Source organism: Photobacterium sp. CCB-ST2H9, from assembly GCF_023151555.2.
Lineage (GTDB): Bacteria > Pseudomonadota > Gammaproteobacteria > Enterobacterales > Vibrionaceae > Photobacterium.
This window is the reverse complement of sequence record NZ_CP100425.1, coordinates 2,157,952-2,178,702: the sequence shown is the minus strand read 5'-3', so window position 1 is coordinate 2,178,702 and position 20,751 is coordinate 2,157,952. Positions and strand designations below refer to the sequence as shown.

Sequence of the window (20,751 nt, the reverse complement as noted above, 5' to 3'; positions counted from 1 at the left end):
TTTCATGGTTCACCTCATCAGAGTCTGTTGTTGATTGGTCAAGGTAGCGCTCTGTCTGGCTACAATCTCTTTTTCTGAATCTTAGGATTCATGGATGGAGAATAATACCTTCGATGATTGCACGTATCTCTTTCATCCCAACAGAAATATGACGGGTGAATTCATTTCATTTTTGAAGTGGATGTGACGCATTAGATAGAATCAACCTGAACGGCAGAGAGAAGGGTTTAACCGCAATGAAAAAAGTCATTTTGATATTGTCCGTGCTCATTTTTCTAAGTCTGGGGGCGTATCAAATTGTCACCAAGGTCAATCTGAATCCTCACTTCCAGGTTGGTGAGGAAATTGATTCTTTGAACGGCATTGTCGTTTACTACAATGGCGGCGTGAACCACGTTTCAGAAAGGAATTTATCGGCCGATGGTTACAACATCGGGCTGAAGTATCAGTGTGTTGAATTTATCAAGCGCTATTATTTTGAATACCTGAACCACCGTATGCCAGATACTTATGGGCATGCCAAAGATTTTTTTGATAAAAAGCTTCAATCAGGCGCGTTGAATACACAAAGAGATTTGATTCAGTTTACGAATGGTGCAGGACAGTTGCCGAAAGTGAGTGATATTGTTGTCTATGACGCGAGTCTGTTGAATCCATACGGACATGTTGCGATTGTTTCTCAAGTGAACCCCATATCTAAAATGGTTGAGATTATTCAGCAAAATCCAGGCCCATTTCAGGGCTCCAGGGAAACTTACACCATGGAAGAGAGCCATGACGGCTGGACAATTCAGAACTCAAAAATTCTGGGTTGGCTGAGTCAGAACAGCCCGTCAATCAAATTGTGAAAATGCATCCTGAGGAATGACGAAAGGCTTAGTATTGTCATCTCCGGCCAAAGCTGAATTGATTGACCGGACGGGATAGTGAATACGAGGAATATTTGCAAATGGTTATGATTCAGAAAAATGAAGATCTGTTAGAGTTTATTTTGCGAGGCGGAAAACCTGAATATGTTTTCTTTTGGGGTCATCAGAAGCCAAAGTCGGGTGTGTCGAAATCGTGTTTCAGCCAATGGTATGGCGCTTCTTTTGAGGAAAATGGCATTCAGTTTCGCACGGCTGAGCACTACATGATGTATCAAAAAGCAGTTTTGTTTGGCGACTTTGCTGTGGCCGAAAAAATCATCCAGTGTGATCTTCCGAATGAAGTGAAAAAGCTGGGTCGTGAAGTTTCAGGCTTTGATGAGACGCTATGGAATCAAAATCGATTGAGTATTGTGGTTCAGGCGAATCGGCTTAAATTCAGTCAAAATCCGGATTTACTCGCGTTCCTGATTTCTACTGGAGACAGCATACTTGTTGAAGCAAGTCCGGTGGATAAAGTTTGGGGAATAGGTCTGGCAGCCGATGATGAGCGTGCGAAAGATCCGGCGCAATGGCGCGGAGAAAATCTGCTCGGTTATGCGTTGATGCTCGTCCGCAAAGCGTTCATGTTGAAATCCTAGTCTGTGGCTTTGAGAACAGTCAGTATTTCAAACATGAGCGCACAGTTTTTGACAAAGAACGATGTCGCTGTTGAGTGAATGGAATTTATAAAATTTGAGTGGAAGTGGTTCAGTTGATGACGTTCAAGGTCTATTTTAGATATGCCCTCTTTATTCCTTTTATCTGCGGCTTGATAGCCATGCTGCTGGACTTTTCTTTTGGATTGGCTGCCGACAGTTTTCTTGTATTACTTATCGTACTCTCCGTTCTGATTGCTGGTTTTCCTTACGCGCTTTTTGTGGCTTGTACCCTCTATTGGATGAGGGACCGAAGCGATCATGAAGTGAAAAAGGTCATGTGGTTGACCCCACTGATTTTTTTGCCTTTTCTTTCAATCGCCTCTTTGCTCGCTAGTCCACCGAACAGTTTTTCTAGCGCTGGATCCACTGTTTTGTTTCTTTGCTTTTTAGGATTGATCTTTGGTTACGTTTATGTATCGATTGCTTATGCAGGTTGGAAGATAGTGCAGTTATTAGGCTGGAGCTCGGAAAAAGGCTGATTTTAAGTAACGCGTGTTTGAGGTTATACAGTGAACTCAAATCTCTGCATTCAACATACTGATCTTAAATGATAAACAGGCCGGATAATCATCCGGCCATTGGACAGTTGGTAACACTATAATTTAAATCGTCGCACCAGTTCGTTCTGTTCTTTGGCTTGCTGATCCAGCTTCAGGCTGGCACTGGTGACGCTTTCCATGGATGCCAGATTGGCATCAGCAATTTCATTGATGTCTTCCAGGCTGCGGGCGATGCTGGCGGTAGTACTACGCTGTTCTTCCGTTGCCTGTACAATCTGGCTGCTCATATCACTGATCTCAATGATAATGGCCTCAATCTCTTCCATGGCGCTGCTGGCTTCCGAGGTCTGACTGACACTGTTTTCCATTTCCTGCACGCAGCTTTCAATCACCCGGACACCCTGACTGGCACTGGATTGCAGTTCCTGGATCATCGACTCAATTTCACCGGTTGAGTCTGTGGTGCGCTGGGCCAGAATTCTGACTTCATCAGCAACCACGGCAAACCCGCGTCCCTGATCTCCGGCGCGAGCAGCTTCAATGGCGGCGTTTAATGCCAGCAAGTTGGTCTGATCCGCAATATTGCGAATGACGTCCAGAATACTGCCGATATTACTGCTCATTTGCTGCAGCTGGGTAACGGCTTGTACGGACTCGTCGAGTTGTTCCGACAGTTGATGCGTTGTCGAAATATTGCGGCCCATGACATCGCGACCCGTGGCTGCAGCCGATTCAACATTTTTAACCTTATCCAGTGTATGCTGAGCGCTTTGGGTGACATGAGACACGGAGTGTTCCATCTCTGTCATTGCTGTGGCAACAGATGCTGTTTGCTGACGCTGTTCGTGCAGGCGGTTTTTGGCATCTGTGGTTGTCGACTGGTTTTGTGCTGCAACCTTGGTCAGCTCCCCAGATGCATCACTAAGCTGGCGCAGCAACTGCTGTAAGTGATCGGCCAGGGTGTTGATGTGGTGACTGAGCTGGCTGAATTCCGCAAATTTGTTGTTCGTGATGCGCTGAGTCATGTCACCTGCAGTCAGAGCTTCCAGCGTTTGTAGTGTTGAAGCCAGTGGCTGGCGGACATTTCGTGCCAGGAACCAGCCGATGATCACAGCGAGCAGGGCAGTCAGACAACCCAGCAGAATCGTATGTGTCACACCGGACTGATAAGATTCGCCTGCTTGTTCGATAGCACGATCCATATCTGCGCGAGCCTGAGTCCGGAAGCTGGCCAGCAGCGAATTTGCGTTGTTGATTTCAGCAGTCAGCTGACTGATGTTGGCATAAAGACGTTCCTGGGCCTGAATGTAGTTGAAATGAACGTCCAGCACACCGCCCGGCTGGCCGATATCCTGATTATATTCTTCGATGGGCGAATCAAAAGTACGCTTCAGATCCGGGATCATACTGCTCAACGTCCGGTAAGAATTCTTGAGGTGACTCACCAGTCGTTTGTTGTTTTTGATTGCTTCGTTGATTTTATCGACATCAGAAGAAGCCAGAGCGTCTGAAGTAATGGCTTCTGTCTGACTGAGCTTGTCAAAGTAACTTTTGGCCAGCATCAGCTCGGACACCCGGCTGCGATCCGCAATCACATCTTTCATGCGAACATTCAGATCGCGGTGCAATTGCTGAAATCGGCGGATGGATTGCTGTCGCGCTTCATTTGCAGCCAGTTGCTCCCGGTAGTTGCTCATGGCAGCCTGAGCCTGTGCAAAATAACGATCTTCGAGGGCATTCAGCGCATCAAGCTGGTTGCTCAGTGCGGGGTCATCCTGCGCTGTTTCGACCAATTGTTCCAGCGTTCGACGAAACTGTTCATAGGCTTCGGTAAACTGGGCTTCGTCGTGCTTCATCTGTGTCTGATTATTGCTGGTCAGGAAGTCTTTAAAGACTTTATCCGCAGTCAGGAGCTCAACATTGGCCTGGCTCGACACCGTGACCAGAGGCAAGGATTCTGTATTGACGGTCTCAAGATGACCATAAATGTTTTTGGTTTCCATCAGGGTGAGCGTACTGGTCATTGCGAACAGAGCAATCATGACGGCAAAACCCGCATACATGCGCCTGATAACAGAGGTTTGTTTCTTCATTGCTTATCGTCCCTAAACAGCATGTGCCGAAATCGGCAAAATCTGTCCATTTAAACTTTGGTGGCTTAGCCTTTCTTTTTTATCAATTTGTTATTGTCATGTGATGTCATACAACGTTTGCTTCACGACGTAAAATAAGTCATGTGAAAGCCGTGACCATGTCATCAAAATATCATCCGGTTTTGTTATGGACAGTCAGATTTCTGACGTTCATGGGTTCGGTCTCCTTGCTTGCGCTAATGAGTGTTTTAAAGATAAACAAATGTTATCTACACATACTTTGCCAGGGGTAGCAAAAACTTGAATCGACTGAAAATAAATGCTGGAAAAAGTGTTTAAAACGGTGTTCAATATTGCGCCATCGACAGGAGTCGAGCATACTCGGGGATGGTAAGAAATGAGAAAATGGAGCTAGCCATGGCAGAAGAAACTATCTTCAGCAAAATTATTCGTAAGGAAATTCCGGCTGATGTTGTGTATCAGGATGATCTGGTCACTGCATTCCGCGATATTAATCCACGTGCACCCAGTCATATTCTGATCATTCCAAACAAATTGATTCCGACTGTGAACCATGTTGAAGCCGATGATGAAGCAACCATGGGACGTCTGTTTACGGTAGCGCGCAAGCTGGCTGAGGCGGAAGGGATTGCCGAAGACGGTTACCGGCTGATCGTGAACTGCAATCCATTTGGCGGGCAGGAAGTCTATCACGTTCATATGCACCTTTTAGGTGGTCGCCCGCTCGGACCGATGCTGGTTGGTTAATCGTTAAAGAAATCTCCTTGGCAGTCGTCACATATAAAGTATGACGACTGCCAGATGACAGACAGGATCGAATGAAAAAGAATTTCCTGCGTACACCGATTATCTATTTTTGCGCTTCTGTTCTTGCCGGCTGTACCAATTTATCGGGACACAGTCTGTTCAGCCATTACAGTGCCAGCACAACTGCCAGCAGGCATGCGTTGGTTAGTGGGCAATACCAGACGGCGCTGGAGGCGCTGCCTGAAGAACCTGCTGGTCCTATCTTGGATGGAATGGAACGCGGGCGACTGAACTTTCTCACAAGGGACTACCCGGACAGTTTATCGGCTTTTCAGTATGCAGATCATGCTGTGAAGCTCCAGCAGGACGCTGCACAGATTCAGATCTCGGAAGGGTTGAATCAGGCTGGGTCATTGTTCACGAATGACAATATGATCACCTACCAAGCCTCTGATTATGAACTGGGTTTTTTGCATTTATATCTGGCTCTGAACTACATTCAGAAACATGACCTGGAAGGTGCGCTGGTCGAAATGCGACGTGCAAACATGGTTCAGGAGACCGCAAAGAAACTGCGTGAATCTGAGCTGCATGCCGCAGAAACCCAGATGAAAGATGAAGGGCTTTCCGACAATATTGGTGCCGTTTTATCAAACTACCCTGGTGCAGGGAACAAATTGGCAGCGGTACAGAATGGCTATCTGTTCTATCTCTCCGGTGTGTTGTTTGAAGCTGATGCGAATCTGAATGACGCCTATATCGATTACAAACGCGCTTTGGCTGTTGCACCGGATAACCTGTATGTGGCCCGAACCGTTCAGCGGCTGGCTGTAAGGCTGGGCATGAAAAATGATCAGCAGTTGCTGGCTAAAAAATACGGCGCCCTGAAATCACCGGAATCCGGAACTGGTCGCCTGATTATTTTAGATGAGCAAGGGGTCGTGCAAGCGCCGGAAGGCCGACGTACACCGTACTGGGTGTATAACGACAACGGTCAGAACGTGCTGCATAATCTGGCGCTGCCTTATTATCCGCCGCGGCCTGTGATTTTGCCGGGACAGCTCAGCATTGGTGAGCAGGCCGTCAATGCATCGTCGTTGACTGATGTGACGCAAATGGCAAAGCAAAGCCTGAGCGAAAGCATGCCGGCGAGAGTATTACGGCAGGTTTTGAGAGTGATTGCAAAAGAGCAACTGCGGCAGGCTGCGGCTCAAAATGGCAATGATGTCGGTAATTTGCTGGCCAATATATTCAACACATTGACTGAACAACCTGATACCAGAAGCTGGCAGACTCTGCCTGCAAAGGTGACCCTCTATCAGGACGATTTGCGTCCGGGGACTCACCAGATTCACTGGCAGGGGCATTCGGTTGATGCAGAGGTGAAACAAGGCCGAACAACCTTGGTTTGGGTATCCCGTCAGGGAGAGACAATGGACGGTTGGTCCGTGCTATTAGGAGGAAACTGATGAAATATGTGATAGCGATTTGCTTGGCGCTGATGATGACGGCATGTGCCCGGACGACAACATCAGGGATCAGCATCGACAGCAGTAATCAGAGTGTTGTCATTGCGAACCCTCAGCTGGCGAACAAAGTAGGCATCGAAAAAGCTGATGTGACGCGGCAAAACGGTTTATTACAGGCTGGCGTGCCGGTAGTCAGTAAAGTTGATGGTGACATTAAGCTGCAATACCGTTTCTACTGGTATGATGCAAAAGGACTGGAAATCGGCGGTAGCGACAGTCCGTGGCGTCAGTTTGTTCTGCACGGTAAGGACACCATGACGATTAAAGCCATGGCGAAAAAACCTGAAGCGGAAAACTACCGTATTTACATTCGTGAAGCCACGACTACTTGGTAAGCGTTCTGGATTGGGTCGGCTTTTTAGCCGGCACAGCATTCAAAAAACAAGATTAAACCGATAAAGGGTTAGAAATGAAAAAACGCGTCATTGCTTTAATGGGTGTTGCTGCACTGATGGGCGGCTGTGCGAAGCAGGTTTCTTACGGGGATGCTCAGGCAGTTGAAACCACAACCGTTGATTTCGGCTCAAGCGATTTACAAAAAATTGCAGAAGATATGACAGACAGCATGCTGTCGTCTGGCTCTGTGGCGGCCATTACGGCTGGCAAGCGTCCGATTATCTTTGTCGAAAGCATCAAGAATAAAACCAGTGAGCACATTGATACTGAGTCTGTGACGGACTCTATCAGTACGAAGCTGCTGAACTCAGGTCGTTTCCGTTTTGTCGATATGACGCGTGTTGAGTCAGTTCGTAAGCAGCTGAATTTCCAGAACAACGATGAGCTGGTGAACCAGAGCACAGCCATTCAGTTCGGAAAAATGGTGGGTGCTCAGTACATGATGTACGGCAACCTGTCCAGTATCGTCAAACAGGCGGGCAGCGATAAAGATGTGTACTACAAGATGACCATGCGACTGATGGATCTGGAAACAGGACTCATCGAGTGGGCAGACGAAACTGAAATCCGTAAGCAGGAAGCAAAGCGCATGCTGGGTTGGTAAGTGCCATCACTTTCCGCAAAGGGAGCACTTCCGTTCTCCCGTATTGCAGGGTTTGATGTGATCCAGGCCCGTCCCTTAGGGGGCGGGCTGAGTAATCGTTGCTGGCAACTGACATTAAAACCTGTCTCATCTCTTTCTGACGGTATAAGTACCACCTCAGCCGTCTGGCGCCCCGTCAGTCCGGCAAGCCTTGCTTTTGGGGTGAACCGTGACCACGAATATCAAATTCTTACGGCAATTCAGCATATCGGTTTGTCTCCTGCGCCTGTCGCCAGAACAGGAGAGGGGATTCTGGTCGCCTGGCTTGAAGGCGAAACTTTCGAACAACCCCCTTCACTGAATGAGCTGATCACGGTTCAGACGCAGGTGCATCGCTTACCCGTTCCGGAATGGCGGCTTGAGGTCAGGCAGCGGGCAGAACATTATCTGAAATCTGTGCATCCTGACGATAGGCACGACGGATTAGAGCGTGTTTGCGCCAAATTTTTCCGGCAGATCCCTCGAAGTCGGTTTGCTGATACTTGCTGTCACCATGATTTGGGTTACTACAATCTGATCAGGCAGTCCGATGGCCGAATCCGGGTAATTGACTGGGAATATGCGGCTGCCGGTGATCCGATGCTGGATCTCTCGCTGACAATTCAGGCAAATTCTCTGAACGTTCAGCAGGCTGTAAATACCTATGCCCGGGAAATGGGGTATGACGCTGAGGTTGTCTCAGAAGCTGTTTTGCAATGGCTTCCGTGGTGCGATTTCTTGGCTATGCTTTGGTATTATGCTGGCGCAAATCTGTGGCAGGATCCATCCTATCGTCTTGAAGCAGAAGCTTTGTTTGCAAAGCTGACGCACTGATGAGCCATGGCCAGCCAGTTAACCGGGCAGTGTAATCTGCTCAAGGAGGGAAAGTGGCTGTGATCCGAAACTGCCGGCAAAGGCTGCTTTTCCTTTTTCTGACACTGATTCTCTTCACGGGTTGTACTGCCCGGCTTGCCTATAACACGATGGATTACTGGGTTCCCTGGTATCTGGATGATTATGTCAGTCTGACTTCTGCTCAAGAAGCGCGTTTTATCGGTGAACTCCGGCAGGCTCAGGCCATCCATCGGGCGCAGGAACTGCCTCGGTTGCATCAGCATATTCTGAAGTTGCAGCAGGATTTGCAGCGACCGATGACGACAGCTCAAATTCAGGGGTATCACCATAGTTTTACCGCGCTTGGTGAGCAGACGATTGCGGTTTTTACCCCACCGGTGACCAATCTGCTTCGTTATCTCAGCAATATTCAGGTTGAACAGATAAATACCAGGGTCAACAAAGATCTGGACCAGTTGCGTCAAGACCGGGACAAACTGAGCAAGCAAGAGAAGCTCAAGCGATATCAAGCCCGGTTTGAGAAAATCAGCCGGGAATGGATAGGCTCTTTAACTGAAGAGCAAAAGACCATGATTTCGGAGCTGGCTCAGTATCAGCTGGAGATTGAACCGGTTTTTTTCTCGACCCGCGAGGGGTTGTATCAGCAGTGGCTGGCATTGATGGAGAAGCGTCATCGTCCTGAGTTTGAAGCGCAACTTGAGCGGCTGCTCAAAGATATTGTTGCCTTTCGTTATGCGCCGGTTCAGCCTCAGCTGGATCAATATCTGCAACGCCGGTTTGCTGTCATGACCCGGCTGAATCAAAGCCTTTCTCAGAAACAACGTCAGCACTTCATTGATAAGCTGACCGTCATCCGCAAGGACATTGCCGTGCTGATTCAGCAGTGATCTGATGATTTGGCTCAACTGTTAACCATTTTAAGATTGTGGTGATGAAGGGATGTTGCGTATAGTAAATATCCACAAAATTAATCTGGATATACTTTGGAGGCATCAGTGATTATTTATCTGCATGGATTTGATTCAACCAGCCCCGGCAATCATGAAAAAGTACTTCAGCTGCAGTTTATTGATCCCGACGTCAGAGCTGTGACTTACAGTACGTTTCACCCCAAACATGATATGCAGCACTTGCTGAAAGAAGTAGATAAGCAGATTTCTGCCAGCGATGATCCTTCCCCTTTAATCTGTGGGGTGGGCCTGGGCGGCTACTGGGCCGAGCGTATTGGATTTCTTTACGGTATTAAGCAAGTGATCTTTAACCCGAATTTACATCCTGAAACAATTATGCAAGGTAAAATTGATCGTCCTGAAGAGTACTCGGATATCGCAACAAAATGTGTGGCTGATTTTCGGGAAAAAAATGCCGGGAAGTGTCTCTGCATACTTTCAACTGAAGATGAAGTGTTAGATAATCTATCAACAAGCAGAACATTGGACGCATATTACCGAGTCATCTGGGATGAGACCCAAACGCATAAATTCAAAAAAATCTCCCAGCACTTACAAACAATAAAGCAGTTTAAAGCAAAAAATTGAGTATATGCCTCTCCCTCTGCAGGTGAATGACAGTCATCACCTGGTCAAACTCTACGTCAGTCAGAATTTATACCTGGCAGGGCTTTTGCCCTGTCGGTTTGTGCAAGATTTATAAAAACTAGAGGAAAAGACTGTGACTAGAATCATCGTAGTTGGAGGCGGTGCTGGTGGCCTTGAGTTGGTCACAAAACTTGGGCGGACACTTGGCCGTAAGGGCAAGGCAAACGTTACCCTTGTCGATAAAAACAGCAGTCATCTGTGGAAACCCCTGCTGCACGAGGTCGCAACAGGCTCGCTTGATGAAGGGGTGGATGCGCTGAGTTACCGGGCGCATGCCAAAAATCATCATTTTGATTTTCAGCTGGGTGCGCTCAAAGATATCGACCGGGTTCGGAAAGTCATTCAGTTACATGCACTGAATGACGAGCATGGCGATCTGCTGATCCCGGAACGTGAACTGGAATACGATATTCTGGTGCTGGCGATTGGATCAAAGTGCAATGACTTCAACACGCCTGGAGTTCGTGAACACTGTATCTTCCTCGACAGCCCGGAGCAGGCGAGTAAGTTCAGAACGGAAATGAACAACCAGTTCCTGAAACTGCATGCTAATAAAGAACAGAAAACGGTTGATATTGCCATTGTTGGCGCTGGTGCGACCGGTGTAGAGCTGTCGGCTGAATTACACAATGCGGTCAAAGAATTACGTCTGTACGGCTTTGGTGATCTGGACAGTTCACGCCTGAACGTCAACCTGGTTGAAGCGGGGGAGCGAATTCTTCCGGCATTGCCGCCACGGATCTCTTCAGCTGCGCACAGTGAACTGACCAAACTCGGGGTTAATGTTCACACCGCAACCATGGTGACCAAGGCTGATGAAACCGGTTTGACCACCAAAGACGGTGAGCATATTCCGGCTCAATTGATGGTCTGGGCGGCTGGTATCAAAGCGCCTGATTTCATGAAAGATATTGCCGGACTGGAGACGAACCGGATCAACCAGTTGGTGGTGAAAGACACACTGCAAACCACACGTGATGATGATATTTATGTCATTGGTGATCTGGCTGCATGTACTCAGAAAGACGGCACGCTGGTTCCGCCGCGCGCCCAGTCGGCCCATCAGATGGCCAGCCGCTGTTTCTCAAACATCGTGGCGAAGCTGACAGACCGTCAACAGAAGCCTTACGTGTTTGTGGATCACGGCTCACTGGTTTCACTGAGTCGTTTTTCTACTGTCGGGAGCCTGATGGGGAATCTGACGAAAGGCTCGATGATGATTGAAGGGCGGATTGCACGTGTCATGTATATTTCACTGTATAGGATGCACCATATTGCATTGCACGGCTTTTTTAAGACCAGTCTGATGATGCTGGTCGGACGAATCAACCGCGTACTGCGCCCGAACCTGAAATTGCATTAATGTCATGCCTGGTCATGGTTGGGGGTACTCCCTGGCTGATGGCCGAAAAAAACCGCCTGAGTTCAGGCGGTTTTCTTTTTGGGGATTCCCAACCTATTTAGTTGATTTTCAGAAGTTCAACATCAAAGATCAGCACCGAGCCCGGGCCGATTTTTCCCATACTGCGGTTCCCGTAGGCAAGATCGGCAGGAATAAAGAGTCTTACCTTTTCCCCTTCAACCATCAGTTGTAATCCTTCTGTCCAGCCCCGGATGACTTGATTCAGACTGAATGCAATGGGTTCGCCACGCTCAACTGAACTGTCAAATACTGTGCCGTCGATTAAAGTACCGTGGTAGTGTACGGTGACTTGATCTGAAGCTTTCGGATGCACTGTGCCTGTACCTGTTTTCAGCACCATGTACTGCAGTCCGGAACTGGTTGTTTTGATCCCTTCCTGATTTTTGTTGGCATCTAGAAAGGCTTTGCCTTCCTCAATATTTTGTTGTGCCTGTTGCTTGTTACTTTGGCTGCGTTGGAAGAAGAAAACGAGTAAGCCAATGAGAATGACAGCAATGATAATTTTAGACACTGATTTTCCTACCTTTTGTTAAGTCTGCTGAGGGGAAGTTTAGCCTAAAAACCTGGTGATATCTTGCGGAATGAGCGAATAAACCATGCCGTCCTTCGGTTGATCGTGCGTGAATATGCGATTCCGGCTTAAAGACTCAAACCGTGCGCCACACCGTTCAGCGGTTTTCTGACTGGCATGATTCCCGAGATGGACGACAATTTCCAGCCGGGTGAGCGCTAACGTTTCAAAGGCGAAACGTGCCAGAGACAAAATAGCCTCGCAGGCATATCCCTGCCGGTGGCAACTGCTGCGAATCCAATAGCCTAATTCGGCTGAGTTGGTCAGCCTGGACAGGTTATTGAGACAAACGGTACCCAGAAATTGGTCATCACGGCGTGTGAAAATAGCCAGTTCGTAACCGTTTTCCAGTTTCCAGTTCATTTGGGAGGCTGATATCCAGGCGTGAGCATCCTGCTGGCTATAGTGGGGATGACACCACTCAACCCAGGGGGCCAGATCAGATTGCGATTCCAGGACTGCAGCCAGATTGTCAGCCAGATCGACCATTTTGTATGGGCGGAGGTAGAGGCGGGGAGTGGTTAAAACATAATCCAGTTTCATCTGAGTATCTGCCCAGTCGATCAAAAACGGGGCCAGTGACGGCCCCGTTAATGCGTTATGAATCAAGACGTCGGATTTGTACGACCATCCCCATGAGCGGGTGATCCAGATAGTGAGTTTCACCACTGCGCATCTGACGCTGTTGATCAAATCGGAAAGTTTTGAGGAACTCTTCCACCTCAATTTTCTTCTTCACTTCCTGTAACTGACCAAACTGAACATTGTCACTCCGCGCGGTGGAAAGGTCATCCAGGGGTTCGGTGCCTACAACCACTTCACGGCGGCCAGATTCACGCAAGTCCAGCTGTGCATTGGTGAACAGGTAATGGTTCACATAGACCTGAATTTTACCTTCCAACTCATAAAGCGGAGTGTTTGGCTGCACAGCAGGGGCTGCCTGAGCTGCGTCTTCTGAAAGTTCAAAGCTCGGCGGTGCAGTCATTGCTGGTGCACCTTGTGCAGCTGTTTCCGCTTTGGATGAGCCATCTGCCAGATACTGGTCAGAAAAGTCACGGCCTGCAACCAAATGGAAGGTTGGTGCCTGTGCTTTACTCAGATCACCCTGGCGCCAGCCAAAATGAGCGAGCGGCGTAAAACCGGCATGGTCTTTCAGACGCTGGAATTGGCTGTTCAGCTGAAACTGGCTGGCAGGCATCATGGTAATGCCGCGGTTCGACAGCTGTGGTGAGCCGCTCAGTTGCACCGTTCCGGAATAATCCAGGGGTGCGGGTTGGTCTGGCCAGGATTCACCGGTTTGATCCGGATTCACATTGCGTTTGAAAATGATGATCTCAATGTCAAACTGGCGCTCTGCGAAACTTGGCAAACTGATGACAAGCAGCAGTAAATAAATCAGATTTTTCAAGATAATACTCCGCACTGGTATGCAGCCATTATAGGGTGTTTTCAGCTAATTGTGTTAGGAAGCCGTCAACATACTTGATGCGTTCCCGGCGATCCGTCAGCGGCGCTGTGACCTTCAGTTTGGTCGGGCCATCCATCCGGAATTGTTGTGGGTTTGATTGTAACAGACTCACAAGAAAACCGGGGTCTATGGCGGCATTTTCGGTAAATTCGAAATAACCGCCTTTTTCGCCGGCTTCAATCCGGCGCAGGCCCAGGCTGGCCGCTTTCAGCTTCAGCTTATTCAGGGTGAGCAGATTCGTTGTGGCATCCGGCAGCAGACCAAAGCGATCAATCAGCTCCACTTTCAGTTCATCCAGCGACTCTTCATTGCAGGCACTGGCGATGCGTTTGTAAAGCGACAGCCGGGTGTTGATATCCGGAATGTAGTCTTCCGGGAGCAAGGCTGGCAAACGCAGCTCGACCTCGGTCTGTTCACGCAGCAGATCATCCAGCGATGGTTCTTTTCCTGCTTTGAGTGACTCAACGGCCTGTTCCAGCATTTCCATAAACAGGGTAAAACCGACAGATTGGATCTGGCCGGATTGTTCGTCACCCAGCAGTTCACCTGCTCCCCGAATTTCGAGGTCGTGTGTTGCCAGCGTAAAGCCCGCTCCCAGATCTTCCAGTGACGCAATCGCTTCCAGACGTTTGACGGCATCTTTGGTCATGCGTTTCGGATGTGGCGTCAGCAGATAGGCGTAAGCCTGGTGATGGGAACGACCGACCCGTCCGCGTAACTGGTGTAACTGCGCCAGTCCCAGATGATCAGCTCTGTTGATGACGATGGTATTGGCTGTCGGAACGTCGATACCGGTTTCAATGATGGTTGTACACACCAGCAGATTGAAACGCTGGTGGTAAAAGTCGCTCATGATCCTTTCCAGATCGCGCTCACGCATCTGACCGTGGGCTGTGGTAATCCGGGCTTCCGGGATCAGCGTTGCCAGTTCCTGGGCCGCTTTTTCGATGCTTTCGACGTCATTGTGCAGGAAATACACCTGACCGCCGCGCATGATTTCACGCAGCACCGCTTCCCGGATAATCAGATCTTCCCGCTCACGGACGAAGGTCTTGATCGCCAGTCGGCGTGCCGGCGGAGTGGCAATGATCGACAGATCCCGCATCCCGCTCATCGCCATATTCAGGGTTCGCGGAATCGGGGTTGCGGTCAGAGTCAGGATATCGACATCTGCGCGCAGTGATTTCAGTTTCTCTTTCTGGCGAACCCCAAATCGGTGTTCTTCATCGACAATCAGCAGGCCAAGATCATGATATTTGACCTCGGCATTGAGCAGCTTGTGGGTGCCAATCAGAATATCGACCTTGCCTTCTTTGACGTCTTCCAGAATGGCCTTTTGCTCTTTGGCCGTTTTGAAACGGGACAGGACTTCAACCCGGACCGGAGTGTTGGCAAAACGATCACGGAAGTTCTCGAAGTGCTGCTGAGCGAGCAGAGTTGTCGGGACCAGCACAGTCACCTGCTTGCTGTTATCGACGGCAGCAAAAGCGGCACGCATGGCGACTTCGGTTTTACCAAAGCCCACGTCACCGCACACCAGCCGATCCATCGCTTTCGCCTGGCACATATCAGACAGCACGGCGTTAATCGCCAGTGCCTGATCATGGGTCTCCTCAAACGGGAAACCGGTGCAGAAATCTGCGTAAGCTTCTCGATCGAGTTTGAATTTGAAACCCGGTTTAAGCTCACGTTTCGCGTAGACATCCAGCAGCTCGGCGGCCACATCCCGGACTTTTTCAGCGGCTCTCTTTCGGGCTTTCTGCCAGGCTTCCCCGCCCAGTTTATGAATCGGGGCAGCTTCTTCGGCGCCGCCTGAATAGCGGCTGATCAGGTGCAGTGAGGCAACCGGTACATAGAGTTTGGCGCCTCCCTGATATTCAAGCGTGACGTATTCAGTCGTCAGGCCGCCGGCTTCCAGGGTCTGCAGTCCCTGATAGCGGCCAATGCCGTGATCCAGATGGACGACAGGCTGGCCGATTTTCAGTTCCGCCAGATTGCGAATAATGGTATCGGAACTGACGGTCCGTTTTTCTTCACGTCGGCGACGCTGAATGACCCGTTCACCCAGCAAATCGCTTTCACAGATAAAGGCCAGTTGCGGATCTTCAAGAATGAATCCTTGTTCCGCAGCTCCGATCACCAGGGTGCAGGGACTGGCAGCAGCCATCGCTTCTTCCAGACTCTGGCAAACCATTGGCCGTAATTTGATCCGTGCCAGCAGATCCAGCAGGGCTTCGCGGCGCCCTTCACTGGCAACCGAGAATATGATTTTGCCGGTGAAGCTTTCCTGAAACTTGCGCAGGGCAGACATCGGTTCTTTGAGCTGATGGTTGATCGTCAGAGGCGGCACGGGTGTGATTGCCGGGTTGAATCGACCGGCTTTTTCTTCTTCCGGCGCTTTGCTCAGTCTGACCTGCGGGAGCGTTTTGAAACCAGAGAACATGTCGCTTGCCGACAGCCAGAGCTCTTTCGGTTCAAGTAACGGGCGCAACGGATCGACGCGGCGTTCCTGATAGCGGTAATCTGCATCACTCAGAAAATGTTCGGCGGCCTGTTCCAGTTCGCCAATGGTGAGCAGCAGGGTGTCTGCCGGCAGGTAGTCAAACAGGGTGTCTGTTTGCTCAAAAAACAGAGGTTGCCAGTATTCGATCCCGGCAGGCCAGGTCCGTTTACTGACCTGCTGATAAATTGACTCCGGTTCCCGGCGTGCTTCAAAGCGCTCGCGCCAGCGCATCCGGAAGTTTTCTACCGCCACTTCATCGGTTGGAAATTCATGGGCAGGCAGCAGATGAATGTTGTCGATTTCGCCGGTCGAACGCTGGGACTCCGGATCGAACTGGCGGATGGAATCCACTTCATCATCAAAGAAATCAATCCGGTACGGCTCGTTATTCCCCATCGGGAATAAATCGAGCAGTGAACCACGGCTGGCATATTCACCATGTTCCATCACCTGATCGACATGGCGATAACCGGCGGCTTCCAGCTGAAGGCGCAGTTTCTCCAGTGACAGGCGATCGCCCTTGCTGACCAGCAGGGCATGCTGATGCAGAAAAGTGCGCGGTGTGAGCCGTTGCAGCAGGGTACTGACGGGAACCAGCAGGATACCTTCATTCAGGGTAGGCAACTGATACAGGCGCGCCAGCCGGTCGGAGATGATGTCCTGATGCGGTGAAAAACTGTCGTAGGGCAGGGTTTCCCAGTCCGGAAACACATTGACCTCGACTTGGGTAAATTGGCTCACTTCCGGCTGCAGGCGAAGCGCGGTCTGAGTGTCCGGCACGACCGCCAGAACCGGCCCCTGATGACTCTTGGCCAGCTCGGCAATGGCAATCGCCAGCGCAGCTCCGGAAACCTGACCGACGAATCGTTTATCGCCGGCTTTGGTTGGTACCGGAAGCGAAAATAAAGTCTGTATTGTCATGACAAATTATTGGTTATCGTTTCGTTGCATCGCGCGTTGCCTCAGCAGTTTCTGCTGAATGTGTAACGCCGCACGGATAAGCAGATCCCTGTCTTCTTCCTGCAGTCGGGTGTAATGCAGGGTAACTTCAAAGTGATCATCCCCGACTGGCTGGCAGTTTTGTACACTGGCATAGCAATACACGGCAGCAGGCGGATTTTCAAGAAAGAGTTTCAAACGGACCGGGCTGCCGGCGTTCAGTGGCTGCCCGGAAATATAGGTCAGCTGACTGGCGCCAAAAGTTTGTGTGATCTGGCGAAATGCCGGATCATCCTGCTGAGCAAGCACAAACGACAGGAGCAGGTTGATTTTATGATTCTGGGCTGCCAGATAATCCAGCAGGGTACGGTTCATGTTTTTACTTTCCTGCTGCAGAACCTTTTCAGCATTGTGCTCCAGTTCGCTGCATTCACTCGCAACACGAAATAGCGGCGGGATTTCGCGGATAAACGTCAGATCGTCGGGCAGCTCAAATTGTTCCGGCAAAGGTTCAACATTAATGGTAAGCCCGGCATGGACTGAAAAGTACTCGTCCTGATTCATGTGTTACTCGTGTTTTCATGCAGATGCTTCGATTATCACTTAGCACAGGCTGGCGGGCAAGCCGGAGGCATCAAGAGCTTGATTTTTAGCCACTCTTTTTTCATTTCTTTTACACCACTTCGTGGTAATCCCGTCTGTCAGAAGGTATCCTTTTGAACACTGTTAACAGGATGGTTCCAGACCGAATGATGTTTCATCCATTGCCCGTATTTATTGGGCTTCGATATCTGAAAGGCCGTTCCGGCGATCGGTTCAGCCGCTTTGTTTCCGGCATGTCTACCGCAGGCATTACCATTGGTGTGCTGGCGCTGGTGATTGTGATCTCTGTCATGAACGGATTTGAGCAGCAGCTCAAAGATCGGATCTTAGGTGTGTTGCCTCAGGCGCTGATCTCACATCCCGATGGCCGCTTTACACAACCCGAGCAGCCACCGGCAGCACTTTCTGCAATCCCTCAGGTGAATCAGGTTGCACCATTGACCCGTGCGGAAGCGGTGCTGCAAAGCCCGAATGCCCTTGCGGCGGGCTCTATGCTGGGTGTCACGCCGGGTGGTTTTGAGCCACTGGCTGCGCATATGGTGCAGGGCGCTGTCAGTGACCTGACGCCAGGCAGCTACCGGGTGATTCTGGGGAATGGAATGGCACAGCAACTGGGCGTCAGAGTTGGCGACAAAGTTCGTCTGATGGTCACGAGTGTCAGTGTTTACACGCCGCTCGGCCGCATTCCCAGCCAGCGTAATTTCATCGTTGCCGGGATTTACTTCACCGGATCGGATGTTGATAAGTCACTGGTGCTGACCAATATTGAAGATGCCGGCCGGTTGCTGCGTTATAAACCCGGCGAGTTTTCAGGCTGGCGTCTGTTCCTTGAGGATCCATTCAGTGTCACGCAGCTTTCTCAAATGCCGTTGCCGGACAACTGGCAGTGGTCTGACTGGCGGGAGCAGCGAGGCGAGCTGTTTCAGGCGGTCAAAATGGAAAAGAACATGATGGGCCTGATGCTGGGACTGGTGGTTGGTGTGGCCGCGTTTAATATCATTTCCGCCCTGATCATGGTTGTGATGGAAAAACAGGCTGAAGTGGCAATTCTGAAAACTCAGGGCATGACCAGCCGTCAGATTCTGCTGACTTTTATGGTTCAGGGCGCCAGCAGTGGGGTGATTGGGGCATTAGCCGGCGGCATTCTCGGGACCATCCTCGCTTTGAATATTAACCCCCTGATGTCGCTGCTGGGGATCAACCTGGTCAATCTGGGCGGCGCTTTGCCGGTTGAGGTGAAGCCGTTACAGGTCGCAACAGTCATTTTTGGCGCAATCAGCCTGAGTTTATTAGCAACCTTATTTCCTTCTTACCGGGCGGCTTCCGTCCGTCCTGCAGAGGCCTTGCGTTATGAGTAATTCATTGTTGGTATGCCGAAACCTCTTCAAGGTGTACCGGGAAGCCCAACTGGAAACCCAGGTACTGAATGATATCAGCCTGGAAATCAATGCCGGGGAACTGGTGGCGATTGTCGGTTCGTCCGGTTCCGGTAAAAGTACCTTGTTGCATGTGCTGGGTGCGCTGGATGCGCCAACGAAAGGGGATGTGTTTTTCAAAGGCCAGAAACTCAACAGTATGAGTGCGAATAAACAGGCGAAAATCCGCAATCAGGATATTGGCTTTGTTTACCAGTTCCATCATCTGCTTGCGGACTTTACGGCAGAAGAGAACGTCGCGATGCCATTGATGATTGGCGGTGTTTCGGCTGTGAAGGCAATCGAGCAGGCCAGAAGCATCCTGGGTCAGGTCGGCCTGAGTCACAGATACAGTCATCGTCCTTCTGAACTGAGTGGCGGTGAACGTCAGCGTGTGGCGATAGCCCGTGCTCTGGTGAATAAACCCGCGCTGGTACTGGCCGATGAACCGACCGGAAATCTGGATCATAAAACAGCACTGGAGATTTATGACCTGATGCGCAAGTTGAACCGGGAGTCCGGAACGGCTTTTCTGGTGGTGACCCATGATAATGAACTGGCATCAAAGCTGGATCGCTGTCTCCACATGCAGGATGGTCAGCTGGCGGCGGTTGAGGTGGCCTGATGCGTCCATTGTCATTATTTATCGGCAGTCGCTTCAGCCGGGCCAGAAAACGCAACCGGATGGTGTCATTTATCTCCATTTCCTCCATTTTGGGGATCGCGGTGGGCGTGGCGGTCATTATTATCGGCCTGTCAGCCATGAATGGCTTTGAGCGGGAATTGCAAAACCGGGTGCTGGCTGTGATTCCGCACGGAGAACTGGAAGCTGTTCGCCCGCCTTTCACCGAATGGAAACCGGTACTGGAAACGGTTGAGCAGAATCAGCGGGTGAAGGCGGCTGCGCCTTATGTCCAGTTTACTGCGTTGCTGGAGAAAGGGACTCAGCTGAAAGCGGTCGAAGTCCGGGGCGTTGATCCGCTGCTGGAAACCCGGGTCAGTGCGCTGCCAAATTATGTGAAGGACAATGCCTGGCAGAATCTGAAAGCAGGTCAGAAGCAGATTATTCTGGGACAGGGCGTTGCAGATTTACTGGGCATTGGTGTCGGAGACTGGATTTCAGCCATGTTGCCGAACCGGGATGGTGGTCAGCAGCTTAAAGCGCCTAAGCGGATTCGGCTTCAGGTGGCCGGTGTTCTGGCGCTGGGGGGGCAAATCGATCATAACTTTGCTTTGGTTCCGCTGAAAGATGCGCAGGACTATCTGACCATGGGTGAGGGAATCTCGGGGATTGCGATTAATGTCGACCAGGTGCTGGATGCTACGGCCATTGTCAAAGAGGTCGGCATGACCCTGCCTGTTTATGTCTACCTGAAGAGCTGGACCCAGAAATACGGTTATTTGTACCGGGATATTCAACTGGTCCGTACCATTATGTATCTGGTGATGGTTCTGGTGATCGGTGTCGCTTGTTTCAATATCATCTCGACTCTGATGATGGCCGTGAAAGACCGGGCGGCAGATATTGCGATTCTGCGCACGATGGGCGCGGGCGATCGGCTGGTGCGGATGATTTTTGTCTGGCACGGATTGCTAGCAGGCCTGCTGGGGAGTCTGCTGGGCGCTGCGCTCGGTGCTTCCGTGGCGCTGAATCTGACGTCAATCGCACAGTTTGTCGAACGACTGATCGGACACAAGTTCCTGTCCGGGGATATTTACTTTGTGAATTTTCTGCCGACCCAGCTGGAATGGCAGGATGTTGTGCTGGTCATGGCGACGGCCACTTTGCTGAGCCTGCTGGCGACCTGGTATCCGGCCAGACGTGCCAGTGCATTACAACCGGCACAGGTATTGAGTGCGAAATAACCGTAGGGTTACGTGCAAAATGTGTGACATGCCCC

Annotated in this window: 20 protein-coding genes; 14 read left to right on the top strand and 6 right to left on the bottom strand. The window is 50.3% G+C overall.

Features of this window, described 5'->3' with window-relative positions; genetic code table 11:
- Positions 1–236: 236 nt before the first annotated feature.
- From L4174_RS10185 to L4174_RS10175, 3 genes are all read left to right on the top strand, one after another.
- Positions 237–848, top strand: coding sequence for a CHAP domain-containing protein (locus L4174_RS10185; RefSeq protein WP_248140655.1), 612 nt, complete (start codon positions 237–239; stop codon positions 846–848).
- 62 nt (positions 849–910) lie between these two features.
- A complete protein-coding gene (locus L4174_RS10180) occupies positions 911–1,507 on the top strand; it encodes an NADAR family protein (protein WP_248140654.1) in 597 nt (198 codons plus the stop codon).
- A gap of 116 nt (positions 1,508–1,623) precedes the next feature.
- Positions 1,624–2,046, top strand: coding sequence for a hypothetical protein (locus tag L4174_RS10175; protein ID WP_248140653.1), 423 nt, complete (start codon positions 1,624–1,626; stop codon positions 2,044–2,046).
- Positions 2,047–2,162: 116 nt separating this feature from the next.
- Here the strand turns inward: L4174_RS10175 and L4174_RS10170 are convergent, their stop codons facing one another.
- Positions 2,163–4,160 carry a methyl-accepting chemotaxis protein gene (locus L4174_RS10170; protein WP_248140652.1) on the bottom strand — a complete coding sequence of 666 codons (1,998 nt, stop codon included), beginning with the start codon at positions 4,158–4,160 and terminating at the stop codon, positions 2,163–2,165.
- A 417-nt stretch (positions 4,161–4,577) separates the two neighbouring features.
- On the opposite strand from L4174_RS10170, the gene hinT reads away from it, so the two are divergent.
- From hinT to L4174_RS10130, 8 genes are all read left to right on the top strand, one after another.
- Entirely contained in the window at positions 4,578–4,928 is a 351-nt protein-coding gene (gene hinT, locus L4174_RS10165) for a purine nucleoside phosphoramidase (protein ID WP_248140651.1), read from the top strand.
- Between the two features lie 71 nt (positions 4,929–4,999).
- Positions 5,000–6,397 (top strand): COG3014 family protein, encoded by a 1,398-nt coding sequence (locus L4174_RS10160; protein ID WP_248140650.1) that lies wholly within the window; start codon positions 5,000–5,002, stop codon positions 6,395–6,397.
- A complete protein-coding gene (locus tag L4174_RS10155) occupies positions 6,397–6,792 on the top strand; it encodes a YcfL family protein (RefSeq protein WP_248140649.1) in 396 nt (131 codons plus the stop codon). Before L4174_RS10160 ends, L4174_RS10155 begins: the two co-directional genes overlap by 1 nt.
- 74 nt (positions 6,793–6,866) lie before the next feature.
- Positions 6,867–7,457, top strand: a complete 591-nt coding sequence (gene lpoB, locus L4174_RS10150; RefSeq protein ID WP_248140648.1) for a penicillin-binding protein activator LpoB — start codon at positions 6,867–6,869, stop codon at positions 7,455–7,457.
- Positions 7,458–8,309: a phosphotransferase gene (locus L4174_RS10145; RefSeq protein WP_248140647.1), complete on the top strand. Its 852-nt coding sequence runs from the start codon at positions 7,458–7,460 to the stop codon at positions 8,307–8,309.
- Positions 8,310–8,362: 53 nt separating this feature from the next.
- Positions 8,363–9,217 carry a DUF6279 family lipoprotein gene (locus L4174_RS10140; protein ID WP_248140646.1) on the top strand — a complete coding sequence of 285 codons (855 nt, stop codon included), beginning with the start codon at positions 8,363–8,365 and terminating at the stop codon, positions 9,215–9,217.
- 108 nt (positions 9,218–9,325) lie between these two features.
- Positions 9,326–9,868 (top strand): alpha/beta hydrolase YcfP, encoded by a 543-nt coding sequence (gene ycfP / locus L4174_RS10135; RefSeq protein WP_248140645.1) that lies wholly within the window; start codon positions 9,326–9,328, stop codon positions 9,866–9,868.
- A 133-nt stretch (positions 9,869–10,001) separates the two neighbouring features.
- A complete protein-coding gene (locus L4174_RS10130) occupies positions 10,002–11,291 on the top strand; it encodes an NAD(P)/FAD-dependent oxidoreductase (RefSeq protein WP_248140644.1) in 1,290 nt (429 codons plus the stop codon).
- Positions 11,292–11,388: 97 nt separating this feature from the next.
- On the opposite strand, the gene L4174_RS10125 is transcribed toward L4174_RS10130, so the two are convergent.
- From L4174_RS10125 to L4174_RS10105, 5 genes are read right to left on the bottom strand one after another with little or no spacing between them, the layout of a single operon-like run.
- Positions 11,389–11,862: an FKBP-type peptidyl-prolyl cis-trans isomerase gene (locus tag L4174_RS10125; protein ID WP_248140643.1), complete on the bottom strand. Its 474-nt coding sequence runs from the start codon at positions 11,860–11,862 to the stop codon at positions 11,389–11,391.
- Between the two features lie 39 nt (positions 11,863–11,901).
- A complete protein-coding gene (locus L4174_RS10120; RefSeq protein ID WP_248140642.1) occupies positions 11,902–12,465 on the bottom strand; it encodes a GNAT family N-acetyltransferase in 564 nt (187 codons plus the stop codon).
- A gap of 55 nt (positions 12,466–12,520) precedes the next feature.
- Positions 12,521–13,330, bottom strand: coding sequence for a peptidoglycan binding protein CsiV (locus L4174_RS10115; RefSeq protein WP_248140641.1), 810 nt, complete (start codon positions 13,328–13,330; stop codon positions 12,521–12,523).
- A gap of 28 nt (positions 13,331–13,358) precedes the next feature.
- Positions 13,359–16,814, bottom strand: a complete 3,456-nt coding sequence (mfd, locus tag L4174_RS10110) for a transcription-repair coupling factor (protein ID WP_248140640.1) — start codon at positions 16,812–16,814, stop codon at positions 13,359–13,361.
- A 6-nt stretch (positions 16,815–16,820) separates the two neighbouring features.
- Positions 16,821–17,396, bottom strand: a complete 576-nt coding sequence (locus L4174_RS10105) for a PilZ domain-containing protein (RefSeq protein ID WP_248140639.1) — start codon at positions 17,394–17,396, stop codon at positions 16,821–16,823.
- A 188-nt stretch (positions 17,397–17,584) separates the two neighbouring features.
- On the opposite strand from L4174_RS10105, the gene lolC reads away from it, so the two are divergent.
- From lolC to lolE, 3 genes are read left to right on the top strand one after another with little or no spacing between them, the layout of a single operon-like run.
- The gene (gene lolC / locus L4174_RS10100) at positions 17,585–18,793 is read left to right on the top strand and encodes a lipoprotein-releasing ABC transporter permease subunit LolC (RefSeq protein ID WP_248141676.1); all 1,209 of its coding nucleotides are present in this window, start codon (positions 17,585–17,587) and stop codon (positions 18,791–18,793) included.
- The gene (gene lolD, locus L4174_RS10095) at positions 18,786–19,475 is read left to right on the top strand and encodes a lipoprotein-releasing ABC transporter ATP-binding protein LolD (RefSeq protein WP_248140638.1); all 690 of its coding nucleotides are present in this window, start codon (positions 18,786–18,788) and stop codon (positions 19,473–19,475) included. The genes lolC and lolD overlap by 8 nt, the downstream gene beginning before the upstream one ends.
- Complete coding sequence (gene lolE, locus L4174_RS10090) at positions 19,472–20,716, top strand: lipoprotein-releasing ABC transporter permease subunit LolE (RefSeq protein ID WP_248141675.1); 1,245 nt, start codon at positions 19,472–19,474, stop codon at positions 20,714–20,716. Before lolD ends, lolE begins: the two co-directional genes overlap by 4 nt.
- Positions 20,717–20,751 lie beyond the last annotated feature (35 nt).